This is a genomic window from Streptomyces sp. DSM 118878 (assembly GCF_052936595.1).
The window spans coordinates 5073135-5091063 of the sequence record NZ_CP193622.1 but is presented as its reverse complement, the minus strand read 5'-3'; the positions used below and the strand labels follow the sequence as shown (position 1 = coordinate 5091063).

Annotated in this window: 14 protein-coding genes; 11 read left to right on the top strand and 3 right to left on the bottom strand. The window is 74.1% G+C overall.

The features are described from left to right. Window positions 1-6: 6 nt before the first annotated feature. Complete coding sequence (locus ACRAKF_RS22735; RefSeq protein WP_447039166.1) at window positions 7-267, bottom strand: hypothetical protein; 261 nt, start codon at window positions 265-267, stop codon at window positions 7-9. 238 nt (window positions 268-505) lie between these two features. Between ACRAKF_RS22735 and ACRAKF_RS22730 the strand changes: the two genes are divergently transcribed. Both ACRAKF_RS22730 and ACRAKF_RS22725 read left to right on the top strand, forming a co-directional pair. After that, window positions 506-1039 carry a GNAT family N-acetyltransferase gene (locus ACRAKF_RS22730; protein WP_447039165.1) on the top strand — a complete coding sequence of 178 codons (534 nt, stop codon included), beginning with the start codon at window positions 506-508 and terminating at the stop codon, window positions 1037-1039. A 255-nt stretch (window positions 1040-1294) separates the two neighbouring features. After that, window positions 1295-1510 (top strand): DUF4287 domain-containing protein, encoded by a 216-nt coding sequence (locus tag ACRAKF_RS22725; protein ID WP_447039164.1) that lies wholly within the window; start codon window positions 1295-1297, stop codon window positions 1508-1510. A gap of 151 nt (window positions 1511-1661) precedes the next feature. Here the strand turns inward: ACRAKF_RS22725 and ACRAKF_RS22720 are convergent, their stop codons facing one another. Continuing rightward, complete coding sequence (locus ACRAKF_RS22720; RefSeq protein ID WP_447039163.1) at window positions 1662-2111, bottom strand: ANTAR domain-containing protein; 450 nt, start codon at window positions 2109-2111, stop codon at window positions 1662-1664. A gap of 136 nt (window positions 2112-2247) precedes the next feature. Between ACRAKF_RS22720 and ACRAKF_RS22715 the strand changes: the two genes are divergently transcribed. The 9 genes from ACRAKF_RS22715 (at window position 2248) to ACRAKF_RS22675 (ending at window position 16006) form a co-directional block, all read left to right on the top strand. Next, a complete protein-coding gene (locus tag ACRAKF_RS22715; protein WP_447039162.1) occupies window positions 2248-3552 on the top strand; it encodes an MFS transporter in 1305 nt (434 codons plus the stop codon). Window positions 3553-3708: 156 nt separating this feature from the next. After that, window positions 3709-4437 carry a snapalysin gene (gene snpA / locus ACRAKF_RS22710; protein ID WP_447039161.1) on the top strand — a complete coding sequence of 243 codons (729 nt, stop codon included), beginning with the start codon at window positions 3709-3711 and terminating at the stop codon, window positions 4435-4437. Window positions 4438-4604: 167 nt separating this feature from the next. Beyond that, window positions 4605-6533 carry a transglycosylase domain-containing protein gene (locus ACRAKF_RS22705; RefSeq protein WP_447039159.1) on the top strand — a complete coding sequence of 643 codons (1929 nt, stop codon included), beginning with the start codon at window positions 4605-4607 and terminating at the stop codon, window positions 6531-6533. 84 nt (window positions 6534-6617) lie between these two features. Next, window positions 6618-7517 carry a MerR family transcriptional regulator gene (locus ACRAKF_RS22700; RefSeq protein WP_447039158.1) on the top strand — a complete coding sequence of 300 codons (900 nt, stop codon included), beginning with the start codon at window positions 6618-6620 and terminating at the stop codon, window positions 7515-7517. A 306-nt stretch (window positions 7518-7823) separates the two neighbouring features. Beyond that, window positions 7824-9641, top strand: coding sequence for a trypsin-like peptidase domain-containing protein (locus ACRAKF_RS22695; protein ID WP_447039157.1), 1818 nt, complete (start codon window positions 7824-7826; stop codon window positions 9639-9641). After that, a complete protein-coding gene (locus tag ACRAKF_RS22690; RefSeq protein WP_447039155.1) occupies window positions 9638-12073 on the top strand; it encodes a tetratricopeptide repeat protein in 2436 nt (811 codons plus the stop codon). The genes ACRAKF_RS22695 and ACRAKF_RS22690 overlap by 4 nt, the downstream gene beginning before the upstream one ends. Continuing rightward, entirely contained in the window at window positions 12070-13524 is a 1455-nt protein-coding gene (locus ACRAKF_RS22685; protein WP_447039154.1) for a VWA domain-containing protein, read from the top strand. The genes ACRAKF_RS22690 and ACRAKF_RS22685 overlap by 4 nt, the downstream gene beginning before the upstream one ends. Then, on the top strand, window positions 13521-14717 hold the full coding sequence (locus ACRAKF_RS22680; protein ID WP_447039152.1) for a hypothetical protein: 1197 nt from the start codon (window positions 13521-13523) through the stop codon (window positions 14715-14717). The genes ACRAKF_RS22685 and ACRAKF_RS22680 overlap by 4 nt, the downstream gene beginning before the upstream one ends. Next, window positions 14714-16006 carry an extracellular solute-binding protein gene (locus tag ACRAKF_RS22675; RefSeq protein ID WP_447039151.1) on the top strand — a complete coding sequence of 431 codons (1293 nt, stop codon included), beginning with the start codon at window positions 14714-14716 and terminating at the stop codon, window positions 16004-16006. Before ACRAKF_RS22680 ends, ACRAKF_RS22675 begins: the two co-directional genes overlap by 4 nt. A gap of 20 nt (window positions 16007-16026) precedes the next feature. Here ACRAKF_RS22675 and ACRAKF_RS22670 read toward each other — a convergent pair whose 3' ends face one another. Then, the gene (locus tag ACRAKF_RS22670; protein WP_447039149.1) at window positions 16027-17880 is read right to left on the bottom strand and encodes a glycosyltransferase family 87 protein; all 1854 of its coding nucleotides are present in this window, start codon (window positions 17878-17880) and stop codon (window positions 16027-16029) included. Window positions 17881-17929 lie beyond the last annotated feature (49 nt).

Below are 17929 nucleotides of genomic sequence, written 5' to 3'. Positions count from 1 at the left end.
GCGCGATCAGCCCGAGTACCTCGAACTCCCGGTCGGTGATCCGGACAGCGAGCGGCTGGGCGGGCGCGCGGCTCTGGGCAGCGGGGGAACTCCGCGATCAGGCGGCGGGTCACCGAGGGCAAGGACCACCCACCCGGCGAGGACGGCGGGGACAGCGGGGACGGCGAAGACGGCGGGGACGGCGAGGTTCAGCGTGGCGAAGACGTGGAAGGCGCCGTAACCGGCCGAGACGGTTTCGACGGCGGGCCCGGCCCCTTGGGAGCGCACCTAGACACGGGCGAACAGCCCGAACATCACCAGGACCCCGCCCCACAGCCCCAGCCGGCGCTCCGCGCCCCGACCCGTGCGGTCGGCACCGCCACGGCGGGCCGGAGCAGCAGGCCGCCGGCGGCGGAAAGGGCGTATGCGGTGGCCACCAGGGTGGGGTGCCGCTCGTACCGGGCGGCGACACCCTTCGGCAGCGGCGATTCGCCGTGCGCCCGATGCGTTCGGCACCATGACCCCCATGACCGAAATTCGTACCCCACGCCTTCTCCTGCGTCAGTGGGACGACGATGACCTCGTCCCCCTCGCTGACATCAATGCCGATCCCCACGTCATGCGGTGGGTCGGGGACGGGGCCACGCGGGACCTCGAAGCGACCGCCGAGGACATCGAGCGGTGGGAGGAGGAGTGGGACGAAGAAGGGTTCGGGCTCTTCGCCGTGGAGCTGCTCGGATCGGGGGAGCTCGCCGGGGTCGTCGGGCTCTACGTCCCCGAGGATCTGCCCGACCTGCTGCCCGCCGTGGCCATCTGCTGGCGGCTCGGGTCGCAGTTCTGGGGGCAGGGGTACGCCTCCGAGGCCGCTCAGGCCACCTTGGAGTTCGCCTTGCAGGACCGTGGGCTCGACCGCGTCATCAACGTCGACCGGCTCGGCAACACCGCGTCCGCCAACGTCGTCCGCAAGCTCGGCATGGTTCCCGAGCGGGAGATCCGCCACCCGGTCCATGGCCACGCGCTGAGCATCTCCTCCATCGACCTGACCGAGTACCAGGCCTGAGCCGGCGACGTATCCGCCCCTTCGCGACCGGGGGAGCAGGGGCAGGGCGGGGCAGGGAAGCAGGGGCAGAGCGGGGCAGGGGAGCAGGGGCAGGGCGGGGCAGGAAAGCGGGCCATGTGACGCGGAACACGTGCCGCCACCGCTCAGTTCCGGCCTCCCGCGACGTCATACGCGTACCCAACAACCGCACGCACTCCCACGCTGCCACGCTCCCACGCCCCCACGCCCCCGCGTATGACGAGAGGACCACCTCACATGACCGCCAAAGTCCAGGGCCCCGCCGGCTACTTTCCCGCGATCGAAAAGAAGTACGGGCGGCCCGTCGCCGACTGGAAGGCCCTGATACGGGAATCGCCGCTCACCCGGCACATGGAACTCGTCGCCTGGCTCAAGGCTGACCACGGGCTCGGGCACGGTCACGCCAACGCGCTCGTCGCCCACACCCTCGCCGAGCCACCCACCGCCCCGTAACGCCGGTGCGGGCCCGGCGTTGCAGGAAAGTCCCGGCAACACGCCGGTCGTCACGGCGTGTCGGTGGGACTTTTGTGTGATCGAGCCCCTGACCAGCCGCCCCGGCCGCCCCGGCTTCCGGTTTCCGGCTTCCGGTTTCCGGCTTCCGGCCTCAGCCCGTTGGCTTCGCGCAGTCCGACTTCGCCTGGGCCCTTGCCAGGCTGGCGTCCAGCTCCCTGCGGATGTTCTCCGGCAGGTCGCCCGCGCAGCCCCAGGCCACGATCAGATCCGCTATGCGGCTCAGCTTCGTGTTCGTGTGCTGGGAGGTCTCGCGGAGTACGGTCCAGCCCTGGTCCGGGGTCAGTTTGCCCACGGCGACCACTATGCCGATCGCCTGGTCCACCGCGGCGTGGGACTCCACCGCCTGTTCGAGCTGGCTCACCTTGCGCTCCAGCTCCATCACCTTCTCGCCCTGACCGCCCTGGCCGCCCTGACCCTGACCTCCCTGCCCGGCCTGACCGCCCTGCCCGCCCTGGCCTCCCGGATCGTCGTGGCCGTCGTCGGCGTCCGGCTCAGGGGCGTCCTGTCGCCGTGCCGCCGCGTTTTCGTCCTGCGCCGTCATCTCGCCTCCGGGGGTCTGGGGGGCAGGCACCAGGATGACACGGTGTGGTCGGCGTGCCCCACGGTTCCGGTCCGGTCATACCGGCCATCTAAGCTGCCCGCCTGGCCGGGACCGAGGCCACGTCAGCAGGGGGAGCATGAACAACAGCGGAAACCTCGGCAACAGCCGCAACAACCGCAACAGCGGCAGCCCCCACATCCTCACCCCCACACCCACCCCCGCCGAGCAACCACCACCCCCGTCACCCGGCCCCCCGCCCCTCCGCATCCCCGCCTTCCGGCGGTTCGCGCTCGCTCAGCTCGTTTCCGCCGCCGGGTCGGCGATGGCGCCGCTCGCTCTCGCGTACGCGGTGATCGGCGCCGGTGGTGGTGCCGGGGCGCTGGGGCTCGTGCTCGCCATGAACACCGTGCCGACCGTGGCCTTCCTGCTGCTCGGCGGTGTCCTGGCCGACCGGCTCTCCCGCAGTCGGCTGCTGTTCTGCGGCAATCTCCTCGCCGCGGCGGCGCAGGGCGCGCTCGCCCTGGTCGTCGCCGCCGGACACGCGGGCACCGCCTCCATCGCGGCCTGCGGCTTCGTCTCGGGGGTCGCCGTGGCCTTCACCACGCCCGCCGCGCAGGGCGTCGTCACGCAACTCGTCGCGCCGGACCGGCTCCAGCAGGCCAACGCCCTGCTGCGGCTGCCCACCAACGCCGTCAAGGTGGCCGGGCCCGTGGCCGGTGGCATGATCGTCGCCCTCAGCGGGCCCGCCTGGGCCCTCGGCTTCGACGCCGTGACCTTCGTCGTCGCCGCGCTGCTGATTCTCGGGCTGCGCCTCGGCGCCCCCGCCGCCCGCGGCTCCGCGCTCGCCGATCTGCGGGAGGGCTGGACCGGCTTCTGGTCACGGACCTGGCTGTGGACCTACACGGCGGCCGGGACGGTCCTCGTCGCCGCCTTCCTGGCCGGCTACCAGCTACTGGGGCCCGTCGTCACCGAGGAGCACTACGCGGGCGCCCGTACCTGGGGGTTCGTCCAGGGCGCCTTCGCCTTCGGGCTCCTCGCCGGGGCCGTCGTGTGCCTGCGGTGGCGGCCGCGGCGGCTGCTCACCGTCGCCGTCACCGCCAGTGCCGGGCTCGCGCTGCCCCTGGCCGGGCTCGCCCTCGGCCTCCCGCTGCCCTGGCTGATGCTCTGCGCCGCCCTCGCGGGCGTCTGCCTCGACATCGCGGGCGTCACCTGGGTCACCGCCTTCCAGCAGCACGTGCCGGACGCCGAGCTGGGCCGCATGAGCTCGTTCAACCAGGTCGGTGAGCGGCTCGCCATCCCGCTCGGGTACCTCGCCGTGGCGCTCCTGTCCGGCGCCTTCGCCGACCGGGCCGTCCTCCTCGTCTGCGCGGGGATCGTCCTCGCCGCCACCGCCCTCAACCTCTGCGTACGGGACATTCACCGCATCCGGCGGGTCCAGTAGCACGGCGGTACATCTCAACGCGCTTACCAGATCCGGGTGTTGATGTCTTCGCGCTATCGCCCAATGGCATCAGGGCAACTCGCGCCACGCTCCCGATACTCGTTCCCGACCGGAGGCCGCACCCGCAGGTCTCCAGCCCCCGGAAGGGACACCCCCATGAACAAGAACATGACCAAGAGCAAGGGCAAGAGCAGAACCTACGCCGTCGCCGCCCTCGGCACCGCCGCGCTCGTGGCCACCCTGACCGCCCCCACGGCGTTCGCGGCCCCCGCCCCCGCCGCCGGCTCGGGTGCTTCGGCGAGTACGGCGTCGGCGTACGGGGTCTCGGCGTACACCGCGTCGAAGACGGACAGCGCGAAGAACGAGGCCGCGAACCGGCAGTTCTTCGAGGCCGTCATGAAGTCCGCGCTGAAGAAGCAGGAGGCGGCGCCCGGCATCCAGGCCGTCACCGTGCGGTACCGCACCAGCAGGGCGCCCAGCTTCCGCAGCCAGATATCCCAGTCCACGTCGATCTGGAACTCCTCGGTCACCAACGTGCGGCTCCAGGAGGTCACCACCGGGTACGACTTCGAGTACCGCGAGGGCAACGACTCGCGGGGCTCCTACGCCTCGACCGACGGGCACGGACGCGGCTACATCTTCCTGGACTACCGGCAGAACCAGCAGTACAACTCCACCCGCGTGACGTCCCACGAGACCGGGCACGTCCTCGGGCTGCCCGACCACTACTCGGGCCCGTGCAGCGAGCTGATGTCGGGCGGCGGCCCCGGCACGTCGTGCACGAACGCGCGGCCCAACGCCACGGAGCGGTCGCGGGTCAACCAGCTCTGGGCCAACGGCTTCGCCCTCTTCAAGGACAAGGGCGCGCTGAGCAAGGTCGGCTGACCCCTCCCCCACGCGTACGGGCGCCGACGGCTGTGACGTAAGGCTGTCGCGTACGACTGTAAGGCTGTTGCGTACGACTGTTACGTACGGCTGACAGTTTCCTGACCAACCCGGCCGCGCGCGGCGACCTCCTCCCCGGCATGGGAACACATGCGCAAGGGAAGACGGTGCGTCGCCGCGGCCGGCGGCGCGTGGACTACCCGCGTGCGGGGCGGTCGGGGGTGCGGCGCTGGCTGCCCTCGTGGCGGCAGCTTCTCGGCACGGCCTCCCTCGCCGTGCTGACCGTCCTCGCGGCCTTCGTCGCGGTGTACGTGAGCGTGGACATCCCCGACGAGAACGCCGCCGCCCGGCGCGAGGCCAACGTCTACTACTGGTCCGACGGCACCCAGATGGTGAGCACCGGCGAGGTGAACCGGCAGAGCGTGGAGCTGGACCAGATCGCCCCGGCCGCCGTGAACGCGGTGATCGCCGCCGAGAACGAGACGTTCTACGACGACTCCGGCGTCTCCCCCAAAGGCCTGGCCCGCGCGGCGGTCAGCATGGTCAGCGGCGAGGAGACGCAGGGCGGCTCCACCATCACCCAGCAGTACGTGAAGAACACCTACCTCTCCCAGGACCAGACGGTCACGCGGAAGGTCAAGGAGTTCGTCATCGCCCTGAAGGTGGACCGCGTCAAGAGCAAGAAGGAGATCCTCAAGGGGTACCTGAACAGCAGTTGGTTCGGGCGCGGGGCGAATGGGATCGAGGCCGCCGCCCACGCCTACTACGGGATCTCCGCCAAGGACCTGGACCCCAGCCAGGGGGCGATGCTCGCCGCGCTCCTGAAGGGCGCCGAACTGTTCGATCCCGCGGGCGGGGCGGACAATCACCGGCGTGCCGAGGACCGTTGGGCCTGGATTCTCGACCGGCAGGTCGATGTGGGGCTGATGTCGGAGCGGGAGCGGGCCAAGTACCGCACCTTCCCCGAGCCCCGGCGGGAGTCGCGGTCCACCAGCCTCGGCGGGCAGACCGGCTACCTCGTCGAGGTCGCCAACAAGTACCTGAAGCAGCGCGCCGGGCTCACCGCCAAAGACCTCGCGCGCGGCGGGCACCAGATTCACACCACCTTCGACAAGGCCAAGGTCCGCCGCCTCGAACAAGCCGTGCGTCAGGTCCTCGACCACGACACCGACCCCGCGCGGCGGGCCGCCGACCGGCACGTGCAGGTCGGCGCCGCCTCCGTACGGCCGTCCGACGGGGCGGTGGTGGCACTGTACGGCGGACGTGACGCCACCAAGCACTTCTCCAACAACGCCGACACCTCCGGCGTGCCGGTGGGCTCGGCCTTCAAGCCGTTCGTGCTCGCCGCCGCGCTCCAGAGCGGCGTGACCTCGCACGAGGCGCCGGTCGTCGCCGGCAGCGTCGGGCCGGCCCGCACACCCGGCCCCCGGCAGAGCGTCCTCGCCGACAGCCACTACGCCGCCGACGGCTCCCTGCGCCCCGCCGTGGGGCAGCCGGACCCCGACCGCCCCACCCTCCGCGAGGCGCTGTATCCGGGCGGCAACGCCACCTACGTACGCCTCGGCAAGGACGTCGGGCACGCCGATGTCCGCAGGACCGCCGTCGCCGCCGGGCTGCTGCCGCAGAGCATGGCGAAGCCGGACTCCGCGTTCCCCGTGGGCACGTCGACGCCCAGCGCGATCCGGATGGCCACCGCGTACGGGACCTTCGCGAGCGGCGGCACCCGGCACGCCCCGTACTCCGTGACCAAGGTCGTCAAGGACGGCGTGGCGCTGCCCGGCCTGGAGCCGCCCACCGCGGGGCGGGCGCTCGACCCGGAGGTCGCCAGGGAGGTCACCGACGCCCTGCGCACGGGCGCCAAGGGCTTCGGGCCCGGTGTCTTCGCCGGGCGCACGGGTGACCAGGACCGGCTGCGGACCGCCTGGTTCACGGGGTTCACCAAGGACCTGTCGACGGCGGTGACGCTGTTCAGGCTCCGCCCCGACGAGCCCCGGCTGCTGCCGCTCTCGGGGGTCGGCGGCGAGGCGTCACGGCGGGGGACCACGCTGCCGCCGCGTATCTGGGGCGCGTACACGGGACTTGGCCCGAAGGGCTGACGCCCGGCCGTTGACCTTGCCCCTGGGGCAGACCCGAGAGTCGGCGACGCCGGGCCGAACGGTCCGGTGACGGAGGATGATCCCGTGCGACAGGTACCGGGGCAGGAGCTGCTCTCCATCGGGGCGTTCGCCGCGCGGGCGCGGCTCTCGCCGAAGGCGCTGCGGCTCTACGACCGCCTGGGGCTGCTCGCGCCCGCGTACGTCGACGAGGTCAGCGGCTACCGCTACTACCGCGTCGAGCAGGTAGAGCACGCCCGCACGGTCGCGCTGCTGCGCCGCCTGGACATGCCCCTCGCGGGCATCGCCGAGGTGGTGGGGCTCGACGGGGAGCGGGCGGCGCGGTCGCTCGACGCCTACTGGGCCGGGATCGAGGAGCGGTTCGCCGAGCAGCGGACGCTCGCGCGTTACCTCCGTGGACGACTTTCGGGAAGGAACACCGAGTTGTACGCGACATTCGAGGTGAAGACCGTGGACGTGCCGGAGACGTACGTCCTCAGTGAGACCCGGCACGTGAGCGCGCACGAGCTGCCCGCCTGGATCGGCGGCTCCGCGGAGCGCCTGGAGCGGGCCGCCGTGGAGCGGTGCGGGGGCATGGCCGCCCCGCACTTCGTCGTCTACCACGCGGAGGTGACCGAGGAGAGCGACGGGCCCGCCGAGTCCTGCGTGCCGGTCGTGGACGCGGAGGCGGCCCGTGCGTGGGCCGCCGGGCCGGGGAGCGCGACGGGGGCCGAGGTGCGGGTCGAGCCCGCGCACCGGCTCGCCTGCACCAGGATCACCAAGGCGCAGGTCGCCTACCCGCAGATCATCGCGGCCTTCGACGCCGTGGAGGCCTGGGCCGCCGGGCAGGGCCTCACCCTGTCGGGGCCGTGCCGCGAGGTGTACTTCGCCGACTGGGACGCCTGCGGCCCGGAGGACGAGGTCTGCGACGTGGCGTTCCCCGTCTCAGTTCCGGCTTCGGCGTCGGCGACGGCGTCGGAGGGCTGAGGGCCTGTGTCATAACCCCGGTCGGATCAGCGCGCGGCGTCTGGTGCGTGCGATCGCAAGGCGCCGGAGCGTCCTCGATGGGGGTCCCCCCAGGCCCTTCAGGCCTGGGGGAGGAGCTACTAGGGCGTTTCGGCAACGCCGCGAGCGTGCGTGCCAGGCGTCGCGCGCCCGGCCGGGGTTATGACACAGGCTCTGAGGGCGCCGCACGCCCGGGCTATGTCACAGGCTCTGAGTCCGGGAGCTTCTCACCACCTCCCCATGCAGCCCAGGCGTCATAGCCGTCCCCCGCGCCTACCCTGAGGAGGCATGGGGGAAGGAGACGGGCGTGAAGTGGCCGGCGCGGGCGTGAACGGGCGTGCCGATCACGGGAGTTGGCGGGTCCGGCTGCGGCGGTGGGCGGCGTCGGGCAGCGGCGATGTCCTGGGCGCGGGGGTGCTGTTCGGCAGTGACCGCGTGCTCACCTGCGCCCATGTCATCCGTGATCCCGCCACGGGCCAGCGCCCCGACCGCGTCCAGGTCGAGTTCCCGCTGCTCCAGGGCCTGACCCGCACCCCGTGCCGTACCGCGACCGTCGAGGCCGGGCACTGGGTGCCGCCCTTCGGCAAGGCGCAGGGCGACCTGGCGGTGCTCGTCCTGGACGAGCCGGCCCCGGTGCCGTCCCCGGTCAGGCTGCACCGCACGCTCGACTACCGGGGCGCCGCCGTCCTGATCGACGGTTTCCCCGAGTACCGGTCGGGCGGCCAGTGGCTGACCGGCGCCTGCATGGGGCCGGGCGGCGAGGGCGACGAGCGGGTGCAGATCGACGTGACCGGGGCGGACGGCCTGCGGGGCGGCTTCAGCGGCTCGGGGGTGCGCGAGGAGGAGGGCGACCGGCTGCTCGGCATCGTGGCGCAGGCCGACGCGAGCGGCGAGCACGGGTACATGATCCCGGCGGCCACCGTCGCGAAGTACTTCCGCCGGTTCGCCGAGCGGTACGTGACGGGGCCGCACGCCGTGCCGGGACACCGCGTGGTCTCCGCCGAGGCGACGCGCGCGGCCCGCCCGCACGGCCTCCAGCGCACCATCACCCGCTGGCTCAACGGGGCCGAGGGCGCCTGGGACACCGAGGTCCTCTTCATCGCCCAGGACGACGAGCGGGCCAGGCAGGCGCTGTACGTGGTCCTGAACATGGCCGACCGCGAGCAGGCCCCGCAGCTCGCCGTGAGCCCGCTCGACCCGGCGGGGGACGCGGAACCGCCGGCTGGGGACGCGGAACCGCCGGACCCCGCGGCCGACGGCGCCCCGCTGCTCTCCCGCGCCGGGATCACGCCCCGCGTCGGCAGCATCGGTCTCGTACTCGATCTGGAGGGCGTGGCGTTCGACGATCCCGCCCAGCCGGAGCTGCGCGAGGCGCTGGCCGTGCTGCGGCACGAGCTGCGGCACGCGGAGCGGCTCCACACCGCCGCGCGGCGGCGGCCCGCCGTGGCCGTGCTGCACGCCGACCGGTCGGCCACGGAACCCGGGGCTGCGGCGCGTGTCCTGGCGGAGTTGAGCGAGGCGGGGGCCCGGCTGCTGCTCGTGGTGGGGGACAGTACGCACGGCTTCCCCTACGCCATGGCCGAGCGGCTGCTGCCCGCCGGGCGTGCCGCGCAGTGGCTCCAGCGGATCGGCGCCCGCGTCGACGAGCTGGCCGACGCCGAGCGGCGCGCCCGGCGGCTCTTCCACCGCGTGGAGCCGCATGTGGTCGACCCGCCGGTCGCCACCGGGTACGCGGCGCGGGCCGCACTGTGGACGGTGCAGCTCAGCGACGAGCTGCGGCCCCTGACCGGGCGGGGCGGGCCCCACCTCCTGGAGAAGCTCTCGTACGCCGAACAGGCCGTGGAGACCCACCTGTTACGGGCCGAGAGCGCCGAGAGCGAGCTGCGCGCGGTCCTCGAAGCGCATCTGCGGCTGCGCGCCCTGCTCCGCGACCACCTGGCGCTCCTCGCGGGGCGCGGCCTCACCGAGCACCCGGAGGCGGTCGGCCCCTACCGCGAGGCCCAGCGGCTCCTGATGGCGGGGCCCTGCCCGCTCGCCGACGCCGAACGGGCGGTGGAGGCGTTCGCGCGGGTGGCGCGGCGCCTGGCGGGGGGCGGTGCCGCGTGACGCCGGTCAAGCCCTGCCCGCACCCCGGCTGCTCGGGCACCGTCACACCCACCGGGTACTGCCTGGCCAGCGGTGAGCGCGTGGACCCCGCGACGGGGCGGCACTCCTCACCGGCCGCCGTCACGCCACCACCCCTGGCCCCGCCGGAGCGCTGCGCCTCCGAGAGCGAAGTCGGCGGAGAGTCCTCCGAGTTCTGGGTCGTGCACCCCTCTCCCGCCGCCGCTGCCCCGCCGCGCCCCGCCCACGTCACGCTGCCGCCGGAGAGCCCCGACCCCACGGTCCTGCCCGAGATCACGCTCCTGGAACGGGCGGACAGCGCGGGCGCGCTCGACTCCCCCGGCGGGCTGCCGCTGCCGCCGGGGACCCTGCTCGCCGGGCAGTACCGCCTGGTGCGGCTCCTCGGCTACGGCGGGATGGGCGACGTCTGCCTCGCCCACGACACCAAGGTCGACGACCGTGCCGTCGCCATCAAGATGCTGCACGCGGAGCTCGCCGCGGACTCGTACAGCCTCCTGCGCGGCGAGCGCAAGGAGCTGGTGGAGCTCAACCACGACGCTTTCATCCGGGTGTTCAACTACGGGCACCACGAGGGGGTGGGCGACTTCCTCGTGCTCCAGTACGTCGACGGGCTCACCCTCAAGGAGGTGGGGGCCCGCGCCCACGCCCACCCCGAGGAGTTCGGCCACGAGCGGTTCCTGGAGTTCACGCTCGCGTACGGCATGCGCATCCTCGCCGGGCTCGCCCATCTGCACGCCCCCGGGCGCGGCAAGGTCTACGGCGACCTGAAGCCGCCGAACGTCATGCACGACGGCTCCACCATCAAACTCATCGACGTGGGCAGCGTGCGCCGCGCCGGGGCGCCCGGACTGACCACTGACGCCTACCGCGCCCCCAGCGTCGGCGGCCACGGCGAGTCCGACCCGCGCGACGACCTGTTCAGCCTCGGCGAGACGCTGCGCACCCTCTGCGGCCTCGGCGGCGACCGCCACGACCTGGCCGCGCTCGCCGCGCTCGGCCCGCTGGACGATCCCTGCGCCGGGCACCGCGGCCTCGGCCTGGTCTCCCTCGCCCGGGTGCTGCGCCGCGCCACCCGCACCCGGCGCGCCGACCGCTTCGCCACCGCCAGGGAGATGGAGGACCAACTGCGGGGCGTCTTCCGCGAGCTGCGGTCGCTGCGGACCGGCGCGGAGACCTTCGAGCCGTCCCCGCTCTTCCTCCAGTCCGCGTACGCCCTGGACGGCGGGCTCGGCTCCGCCCCCGACGTCTCGCGCTGGGCCGCGCCCCGTTCCGCCGCCCGCCATCCCGCGCCCACCCCGGCCCAGGTCGCCCGGCGCCTCCCGGTGCCGCGCCCCGACCCGGACGACGACCACCACGGCGAGCTGAGCAGGCTCAGCGACGACGACCCCGAGGCGCTCCTCCAGCACACCGGCGACTGGCGGGACTCCCCCGAGGTCCATCTGCTCCGCTGCCGCCTGCGGCTGCGGCTCGCGCCGCGCGCGGACGACGGGCCGCCCGACGCCGACGCCCTGTCGGCGGCCGAGACCGCGCTCGCCCTGGCCGAGGACGCCATAGGCCCCGCCCGTGCCCCGCACGACTGGCGGCTCGACTGGCACCGCGGTCTGCTGGCGCTGGCCCGCTCCCGCGTCGGCGCGGCCCGCGACCACTTCGACCGGGTCTACGCCGCGATCCCCGGCGAGTACGCGCCCAAGCTGGCCCTCGGCCACTGCGCCGAGCACCTGGACCGGCGGCACGAGGCCCTGACGTTCTACGAGGCCGTACGGCTGCGCAACCCCTCGCTGGGCAGCGCGGCGTTCGGCGCCGCCCGCGCACGGCTCGCGCTCGGCGGGCCCGACGCGCTGGCCGACGCCATCGCCGCCCTCGACGCGGTGCCCCAGCACTCCCGGCACCGCACGGCCGCCCGCACCGCCGCCGTGCGCGTCCGCGTCGATCACGCGCGGGACGCGGACGGGCTCGGCACGGCCGTACGGGACCTCGCCGGGCTCTTCTTCGAGCACGGCCTGACCGACGTGGCGGCCCGCGTCCGGATGAAGGCGGAGGTGTGGGGCGCCGCCCACCGCCTGCTCGCCCCGCCGGAGGGAGGCACGCCGGAGGGGGGCACGCCCGAGGGAGGCACGCCGATGACGGGCGCCGAGCTGCGGGCCGTCGCCGCCAGGGCCGACCCGCGCCTGGAGTTCCCCGCCGAGGAGCGGACGCTGCGCAAGGACCTGTCCCGCTTCTACCGCGGCCTGGCCCACCAGGCCGCGCGGGACGCACCGCCGCGGGAGGCCGAGGTGCCGCTCGCCGAACTGCTCCTCGACCGCGCCTACGCGGTACGCCCCTTCGCCTTACGACACCACAGGGACACCCCATGGCTGGGCAAGAAGATCAAGGACTGGGTCAGGGCCAACGCCTCCGCGCAGGGCCACGGTTGAGCGGGACCACCGGGACCGCCGGAGCCGCCGGGTCCGCGTGGGCCCGCGTCGGCCTGGAGGTCAGCCAGGTCGTCGAGCTGCCCCGGCCCCGCACCCCCGGCGACGGGGAGCCGGCGCGGATGTACGCCGTCGTCACCGTGACGGTCCGCAGGCCGGGCACGGCTCACCCGCCCGGCACGGCTCACGTGCGGGGGACCACCGGGCCCCGGCTCGCGGAGGTGCTCCTCATCGACCACTCCTCCTCGATGGTGATCCCGCCGAGCCGCCTCGCCGCGGCCCGCGCCGCCGCGTCGTCCGCGCTGGCCCGCATCCCGGACGGCGCCCTGTTCGCGGTGGTCGCCGGGGGCGACAGGACCGCCATGATCCACCCCAGGCGGCCGGGGTTCGCCGTCGCGCACGCCGAGTCACGGGCCGCCGCCGAAGCCGCCCTTCACGACTGCACACCCGGCGGCGGCACCGCGATGGGCACCTGGCTGGAGCGCGCGCGGGAGCTCTTCCGCGGACTGCCCGCCGCCGGGCCGAACGGCCACGTACGCCACGCCCTGCTCCTCACCGACGGCAAGAACGAGCCCGGCTACGAATCGCGGGCGGAGCTGCGCGAGCGCGTCGAGCGGTGCGCGGGGGCCTTCGACTGCGACGTCGTCGGCATCGGCGACGCCTGGGAGACCGAGGAACTGCTGCTCATCGCGGGCACCCTGGGCGGCCGCACGCGGGCCGTGGAGGACCTGACGCGGCTCCCCGACGAGCTGGCCGCCCTCACCGCGGGCGCCGCCGAGCGCGATGTGACCGGGCTGCGCCTGCGCCTCCACCACCGGGCCGGAGTGCGCCCGTACTCCTTCGAGCGGGTCCACCCCACGCGGGCGCCCCTCACCCCGGCCCGCACCGACCTGTCCGGTGTCGAGACGGGCGCGGGCGGCCCCGTCGAGGAGTACGAGCTGGGTCCCTGCGGCGAGGAGACCCGCGCCTATCTGCTCTGCGTCGGCGCGCCCTACGACCCCTCGCAGTTCGGCAAGGAGCTCCTGCTCACGGAGGTCGAGATCGACACCGGAGGACACCCCGAGGGGCTGGAGCTGCCCGCCCCGCGGCCCGTCCTGATGCGCTGGACCGACGACGCCGACCTCTACAGCCGCCTCGACCCGCAGGTCGCCCATTACCGGCACGAGGAGGAGCTGCACCGCACCTTCGAGGAGGCCTGCGCCGAGCTGAAGCGCGGCGCGCGGGACGCGGCACAGGCGCTCCTCGGCACCGCCTGGCGGCTCGCCGGGCGGGTCGGCGACACCGCGATGCGCGACCATCTGCTGCACCTGGTCCGCGTCACGGACGCCGAGCGCGGCCGGGTCGAACTCCTGGAGCACATCGCGCGCTTCGACGTGGAGGCCGCCCGCATCCAGTCGAGCGTGACGGTCCTGCCCGGCGCCCGGCCCGGCACGCGGCGGGCGGAGCGCCGGTGACCGTCCCCTGGCGCACCGCCCGCCGGGCCGCCGCCGGCGGGCTGCGCCGGCTGCGCGCCCACCTGTGGCCCGCCCGGCACGCCGCACGGCCGCGCAACCGCGTCTACCTGCGGGAGCGCATGATCACCCTGCCGCTGCTCACCGTCGTCGCCTCCCTCGCGTTCGGCTGGGCGTACGGGGAGGTCCGCGCGGACTCGGCGGCGCTGCGCGACAGCCACACGCCCGCGCTCGGCGACCTGGCCGACGCCGAGATGTCCCTGCGCATCGCCGACCGCGAGGCGGGCCGGAGCCTGGGCGCCGGGGAGTCGGTACGGCTCAGCGGCATCGGCAGGCGCTACCTCACCCGCACCACACGGGCCACCCAGAGCCTCAACCAGGTGGCCCGCAGCGGCGCCCTGACCACCGCCGAGCGCCAGGAACTCGACGTCGTCTCCGGCCTCGTCGCCGACTACGGCAACTGGATCGCCTTCGCGCAGAACAACGTCGGCGACCCGGTGCTGCGGGACACCGGGCTCGGCTACGCCCGCAGCATGCTCTGCACCGCCCCCGCCTCCGTTTCCGCCCCCGCCCCCGCTTCCGCTTCCCCGCGCGAGACGGCACCCGGCGGCTTTCCGCCCTGCGAGCCCGGGACCGGCTCGGACGCCACCACCGTGGTGGACCGCATCTCCGCCCTGGAGACGCGCCTGCGCGGCAGGGTCGCGGACCGGGCCTCCCTCGGCGCGGGCGTGACCGCCGCCGCCGTCGTCGCCGGGGCCGCGCTCGTGCTGCTCGCCGTCGGCCTGTGGCGCACCCAGCTCTTCCTCCACCACCGCTTCCACCTGCGCGTCAGCCTGCCGCTCACGGCGGCGGCGCTGCCGCTGCTCGCCGTGCCGTTCCTGACGGCCGACGCGGTCCTCGCCCAGCGGGCGCAGCAGCACGTCGTGGCCACGGCGCGGGAGCTGTCCGACCGCACGTCGCCGGCGGTCGAGTCCCGCGCCGACGAGCACCCCTACGCCCGCCCCGACCCCCGTCTGATCGACACCCTGGAGTCCGGGGCCCGCCGCGACCTGGCCCGGGGCCGGCTGCCCGCGCTCGACGGCGTGGCGCCCTGGGTGGCGCCCACCGGCCTGCTCTGCGCCGCCCTGATCTACGCCACGCTGCACGGCTACCGGCGCGAGTACCTCCACATCTCCCGCCCCGGAGCCGCCTCATGAGCCGCCCCACGCGCCGCGCCCACACGGTGCTGCGCGCCTTCCTCGCGGCCTGCCTGCTCGCCGTCGCCGCCGGGGGCTGCGCGGGTGAACGCCGCGAGACGCTCGTCGTCCTCGGGCCCTGGACGGGCGAGGAGGGCGAGGCGTTCGAGGCGATGCTCGGCCGGCTCGACGACGGCACCGGACAGACGTACACCTACCAGGGCACCAGCTCCCTGCGGGAGACGCTCGTCGCCCAGCTGGAGGCCGACGCCCCGCCGGACGTGGCGATCCTCAACAGCGTCGGCGAGCTCACCGAGTACGCCCGCGCCGGACGCCTCCAGCCCCTCACCCCCGCGGCCACCGCCCGCGCCTACCCGCCCTGGGCCCCGGCGCTGAACGTCGACGGCACCCGCCGCACCTACTGGGTGCCGCTGAAGGTCGACCTCAAGAGCCTGGTGTGGAGCGTGCGGGAGCGCCCGGCCGCGGCCCCGCGGTGGTGCGTCGGCCTCGCCTCGCAGGCGACGTCCGGGTGGCCGGGCACCGACTGGGTGGAGGACGTCCTGCTGCACCAGGCGGGCCCCGACGTCTACACCGAGTGGGCCACCGGGCGGCTGAGCTGGCGCGACCGCCGGGTCCGCGAGGCCTGGACGACCTGGGCCGCGCTCCTCGGAGACCGCTCCAAGGCCTCCGTCGACCAGTCGCTGACGACGCCGTACGTGGGGACGCCAGGACCGGCGAAGGGCGGCGGCCCGCGCGGGCTCCTGTACTCCCTGACGCCCCGCTGCACCCACGAGCACCAGAGCGCGTTCATCCGCTACGTCTACGCGGGCGACCCCGTGGACGTGCGGCCCTCCGCGGGGTTCCTGCGCGGCCGTGCCGAGCACGACGGCGCGTACGAGGTGGCGGGCGACATGGCGGCCGTGTTCAGCGACGCCCCGGCGGCCCGCACCCTCGTCGAGCGCCTCTCGGGCGCGAGGGCGCGCACGCTGTGGCGCGCGGAGGCGGAGCGGGAGCTGCGGCCCTTCTTCCCCGCCGCGACCGATCCGCAGCCCACCGACCCGACCGGGCGGCGCATCGCGGACCTCCTCACCGGGAAGGCGCGGACGCTGTGCTTCGACGCCTCGGACGTGATGCCGCCGGGCCTACGCGACGCCTTCCACCGGGCGGTCCTCCAGTACTTCAGGGACACCACGGGAAAGCGCCTCGACGAGCTACTCGGCCGGCTCGACACGGTCCGCGAGAACGCCGTCCGTGACGCGGGCCCCGCCCGGCCGCCCGCGTCCGGGGTCTGCGCGCCGCCGGGCGGCTGAGAGCCTGTGGTGCGCGCCGGTCAGCGGCGCATCTCCTCCGGGCAGGGCGTACCGCGGGGAATCTGGTACGGCGAGCCGAGCCGGTAGGTGCCCGCCTTCGGGGCGAGCAGCTCGACCCACTCGTCGCCGTGGTGGTCCTCCTCGGCTTCGAGCAGGCAGCCGTGGACGTTGGCGTACTTCTTGGGGAGCGACTCGTCGCGCTGCCGGTCCCGCTTGGACGCCTCGGTCTCCTTGGGCTGCTCGACGCCCTTGCCCTTGGCGTCGACGACACTCAGCCACGGGGAGTACGGGATGCGGATCAGGATGCGGCCCGGCTTCTGCACGCGCAGGGTCATCTCGCCCTGCTCCGCGCGCTCCACCACGGCGTTCGGCTCGGCGAGCGGCCTCGGATCGGTCACCTCGTACAGCCGCCAGTTGGTGTCGACCCACACCTGCTCCAGGTACGGCAGGCCGTCCGTGATGAGCTGCGTCTCGCGCTTGCCGCCGTCGCCGTCGGGCTCGCCCTTGGGGACCGCCACGTAATGCACGGACCAGCGCTGGAGCCACTCGTGGTAGTTCGCGGAGTTCAGGGTGTCGTCGTAGAAGAGCGGGTTGCGCTCCATGTCGGCCTGGCGGTTCCAGCCGCGCGCGAGCTGTACGTACGCGGGGAGCGCGGACGCCTCGCGGTGGTTGCGGGCCGGCACCACCTCGACGCGGCCCTTGGCGGCGCCCCGCTCCTTCAGCTCGTTCACCAGCGGCGAGACCTCGCGCGTCCAGGAGGCGGCGGCGTGGGTGTGCACGATGTCGTCGACGGACTTGAAGCCGATCCACCCGGTGAAGCCCACGAGGGCCACGACGACGACGTACCAGATGCGGGACTTCGGCACGAGGTACGGCAGCGCGGCGAGGAGGGCGACGCCCGTGAAGGACATCGCGAGGCGGGTGATGTTGGAGCCGATCTGCGAGCTGATCAGCCAGACGCCGAGCACGAAGGCCGCGTATACGGCCGTCGTGATCCGTACGGTCTTCCAGTCCTTCGGGACGGCGTAGTACACGATCACGGCGAAGAGCAGCGGCAGCGACGCCGACCCGAACGACATCGGCTGTGTGCCGGAGAACGGGAAGAGCCACGCGGAGAGGCCCACGACGATCGCGGGCGCGACGCCGAGCGCGTACGCGCCGGGGTAGCGCTTGCTGAGGAAGAGCGCGACGGCGACCATTCCGACGAAGAGCCCCGCCACCGGGCTGCCCATCGTGGCGAGCGCGGCGAACGGCGCGGCCACCAGGGCCTTCGCCCACCGCTTGTAGCGCCAGCGGTACGGCCAGCAGAAGACCGCGGCGACCGCCATCAGGGCGAACATCTGGCCGAGGCCGAAGGTGACACGGCCCGAGACCGCATTGCAGAACAGCGCGAAGACGCCCGCGAGGGCGGGCCACAGCGGCTGCTTCACCGCACGGCTGCGGATGAGGATCATCGTGAGCAGCGCGGCGGAGAGCGTCCCGGCGATCATCATCGTCGTCCGCACGCCGAGCACCGACATCAGATACGGCGAGATGACGCTGTACGACACCGGGTGCATGCCGCCGTACCAGGCGAGGTTGTACGCGGAGTCGGGGTGCCGCCCCACGAACTCGGCCCAGGCGTCCTGCGCCGCGAGGTCGCCGCCGCCGTTGGCGAAGATGAAGAACCAGACGAGGTGCAGCACGGCGGCCAGCAGCGTCACGGTGATCACCGGGTGCCGGTGGGCGCGCTCCGTCAGCGTGGCGATCCGGGAAGCCTTACGGGCGGGCTCCGGGGACGGCAGCGGTATTCGTCCGGCGCCGCCGGGGCCTTCGTCCTTGCCGCTGTCCGGCTGTGCGTCGTCGTCGGCGCGCGTCGGCTCCGCTGTGGCCACTGCTGGCTCTCCCCGTGTCGTCCGTGGTTCCGACAGGCGCCGGGTGCGA

Bases quoted from the DNA above. Each gene is read 5' to 3' on its own strand.
- snpA (WP_447039161.1), top strand. From the start codon at position 3,709: ATGAACAAGAACATGACCAAGAGCAAGGGCAAGAGCAGAACCTACGCC.
- ACRAKF_RS22725 (WP_447039164.1), top strand. From the start codon at position 1,295: ATGACCGCCAAAGTCCAGGGCCCCGCCGGCTACTTTCCCGCGATCGAA.
- ACRAKF_RS22675 (WP_447039151.1), top strand. From the start codon at position 14,714: ATGAGCCGCCCCACGCGCCGCGCCCACACGGTGCTGCGCGCCTTCCTC.
- ACRAKF_RS22695 (WP_447039157.1), top strand. From the start codon at position 7,824: ATGGGGGAAGGAGACGGGCGTGAAGTGGCCGGCGCGGGCGTGAACGGG.
- ACRAKF_RS22730 (WP_447039165.1), top strand. From the start codon at position 506: ATGACCGAAATTCGTACCCCACGCCTTCTCCTGCGTCAGTGGGACGAC.
- ACRAKF_RS22715 (WP_447039162.1), top strand. From the start codon at position 2,248: ATGAACAACAGCGGAAACCTCGGCAACAGCCGCAACAACCGCAACAGC.
- ACRAKF_RS22720 (WP_447039163.1), bottom strand. From the start codon at position 2,111: ATGACGGCGCAGGACGAAAACGCGGCGGCACGGCGACAGGACGCCCCT.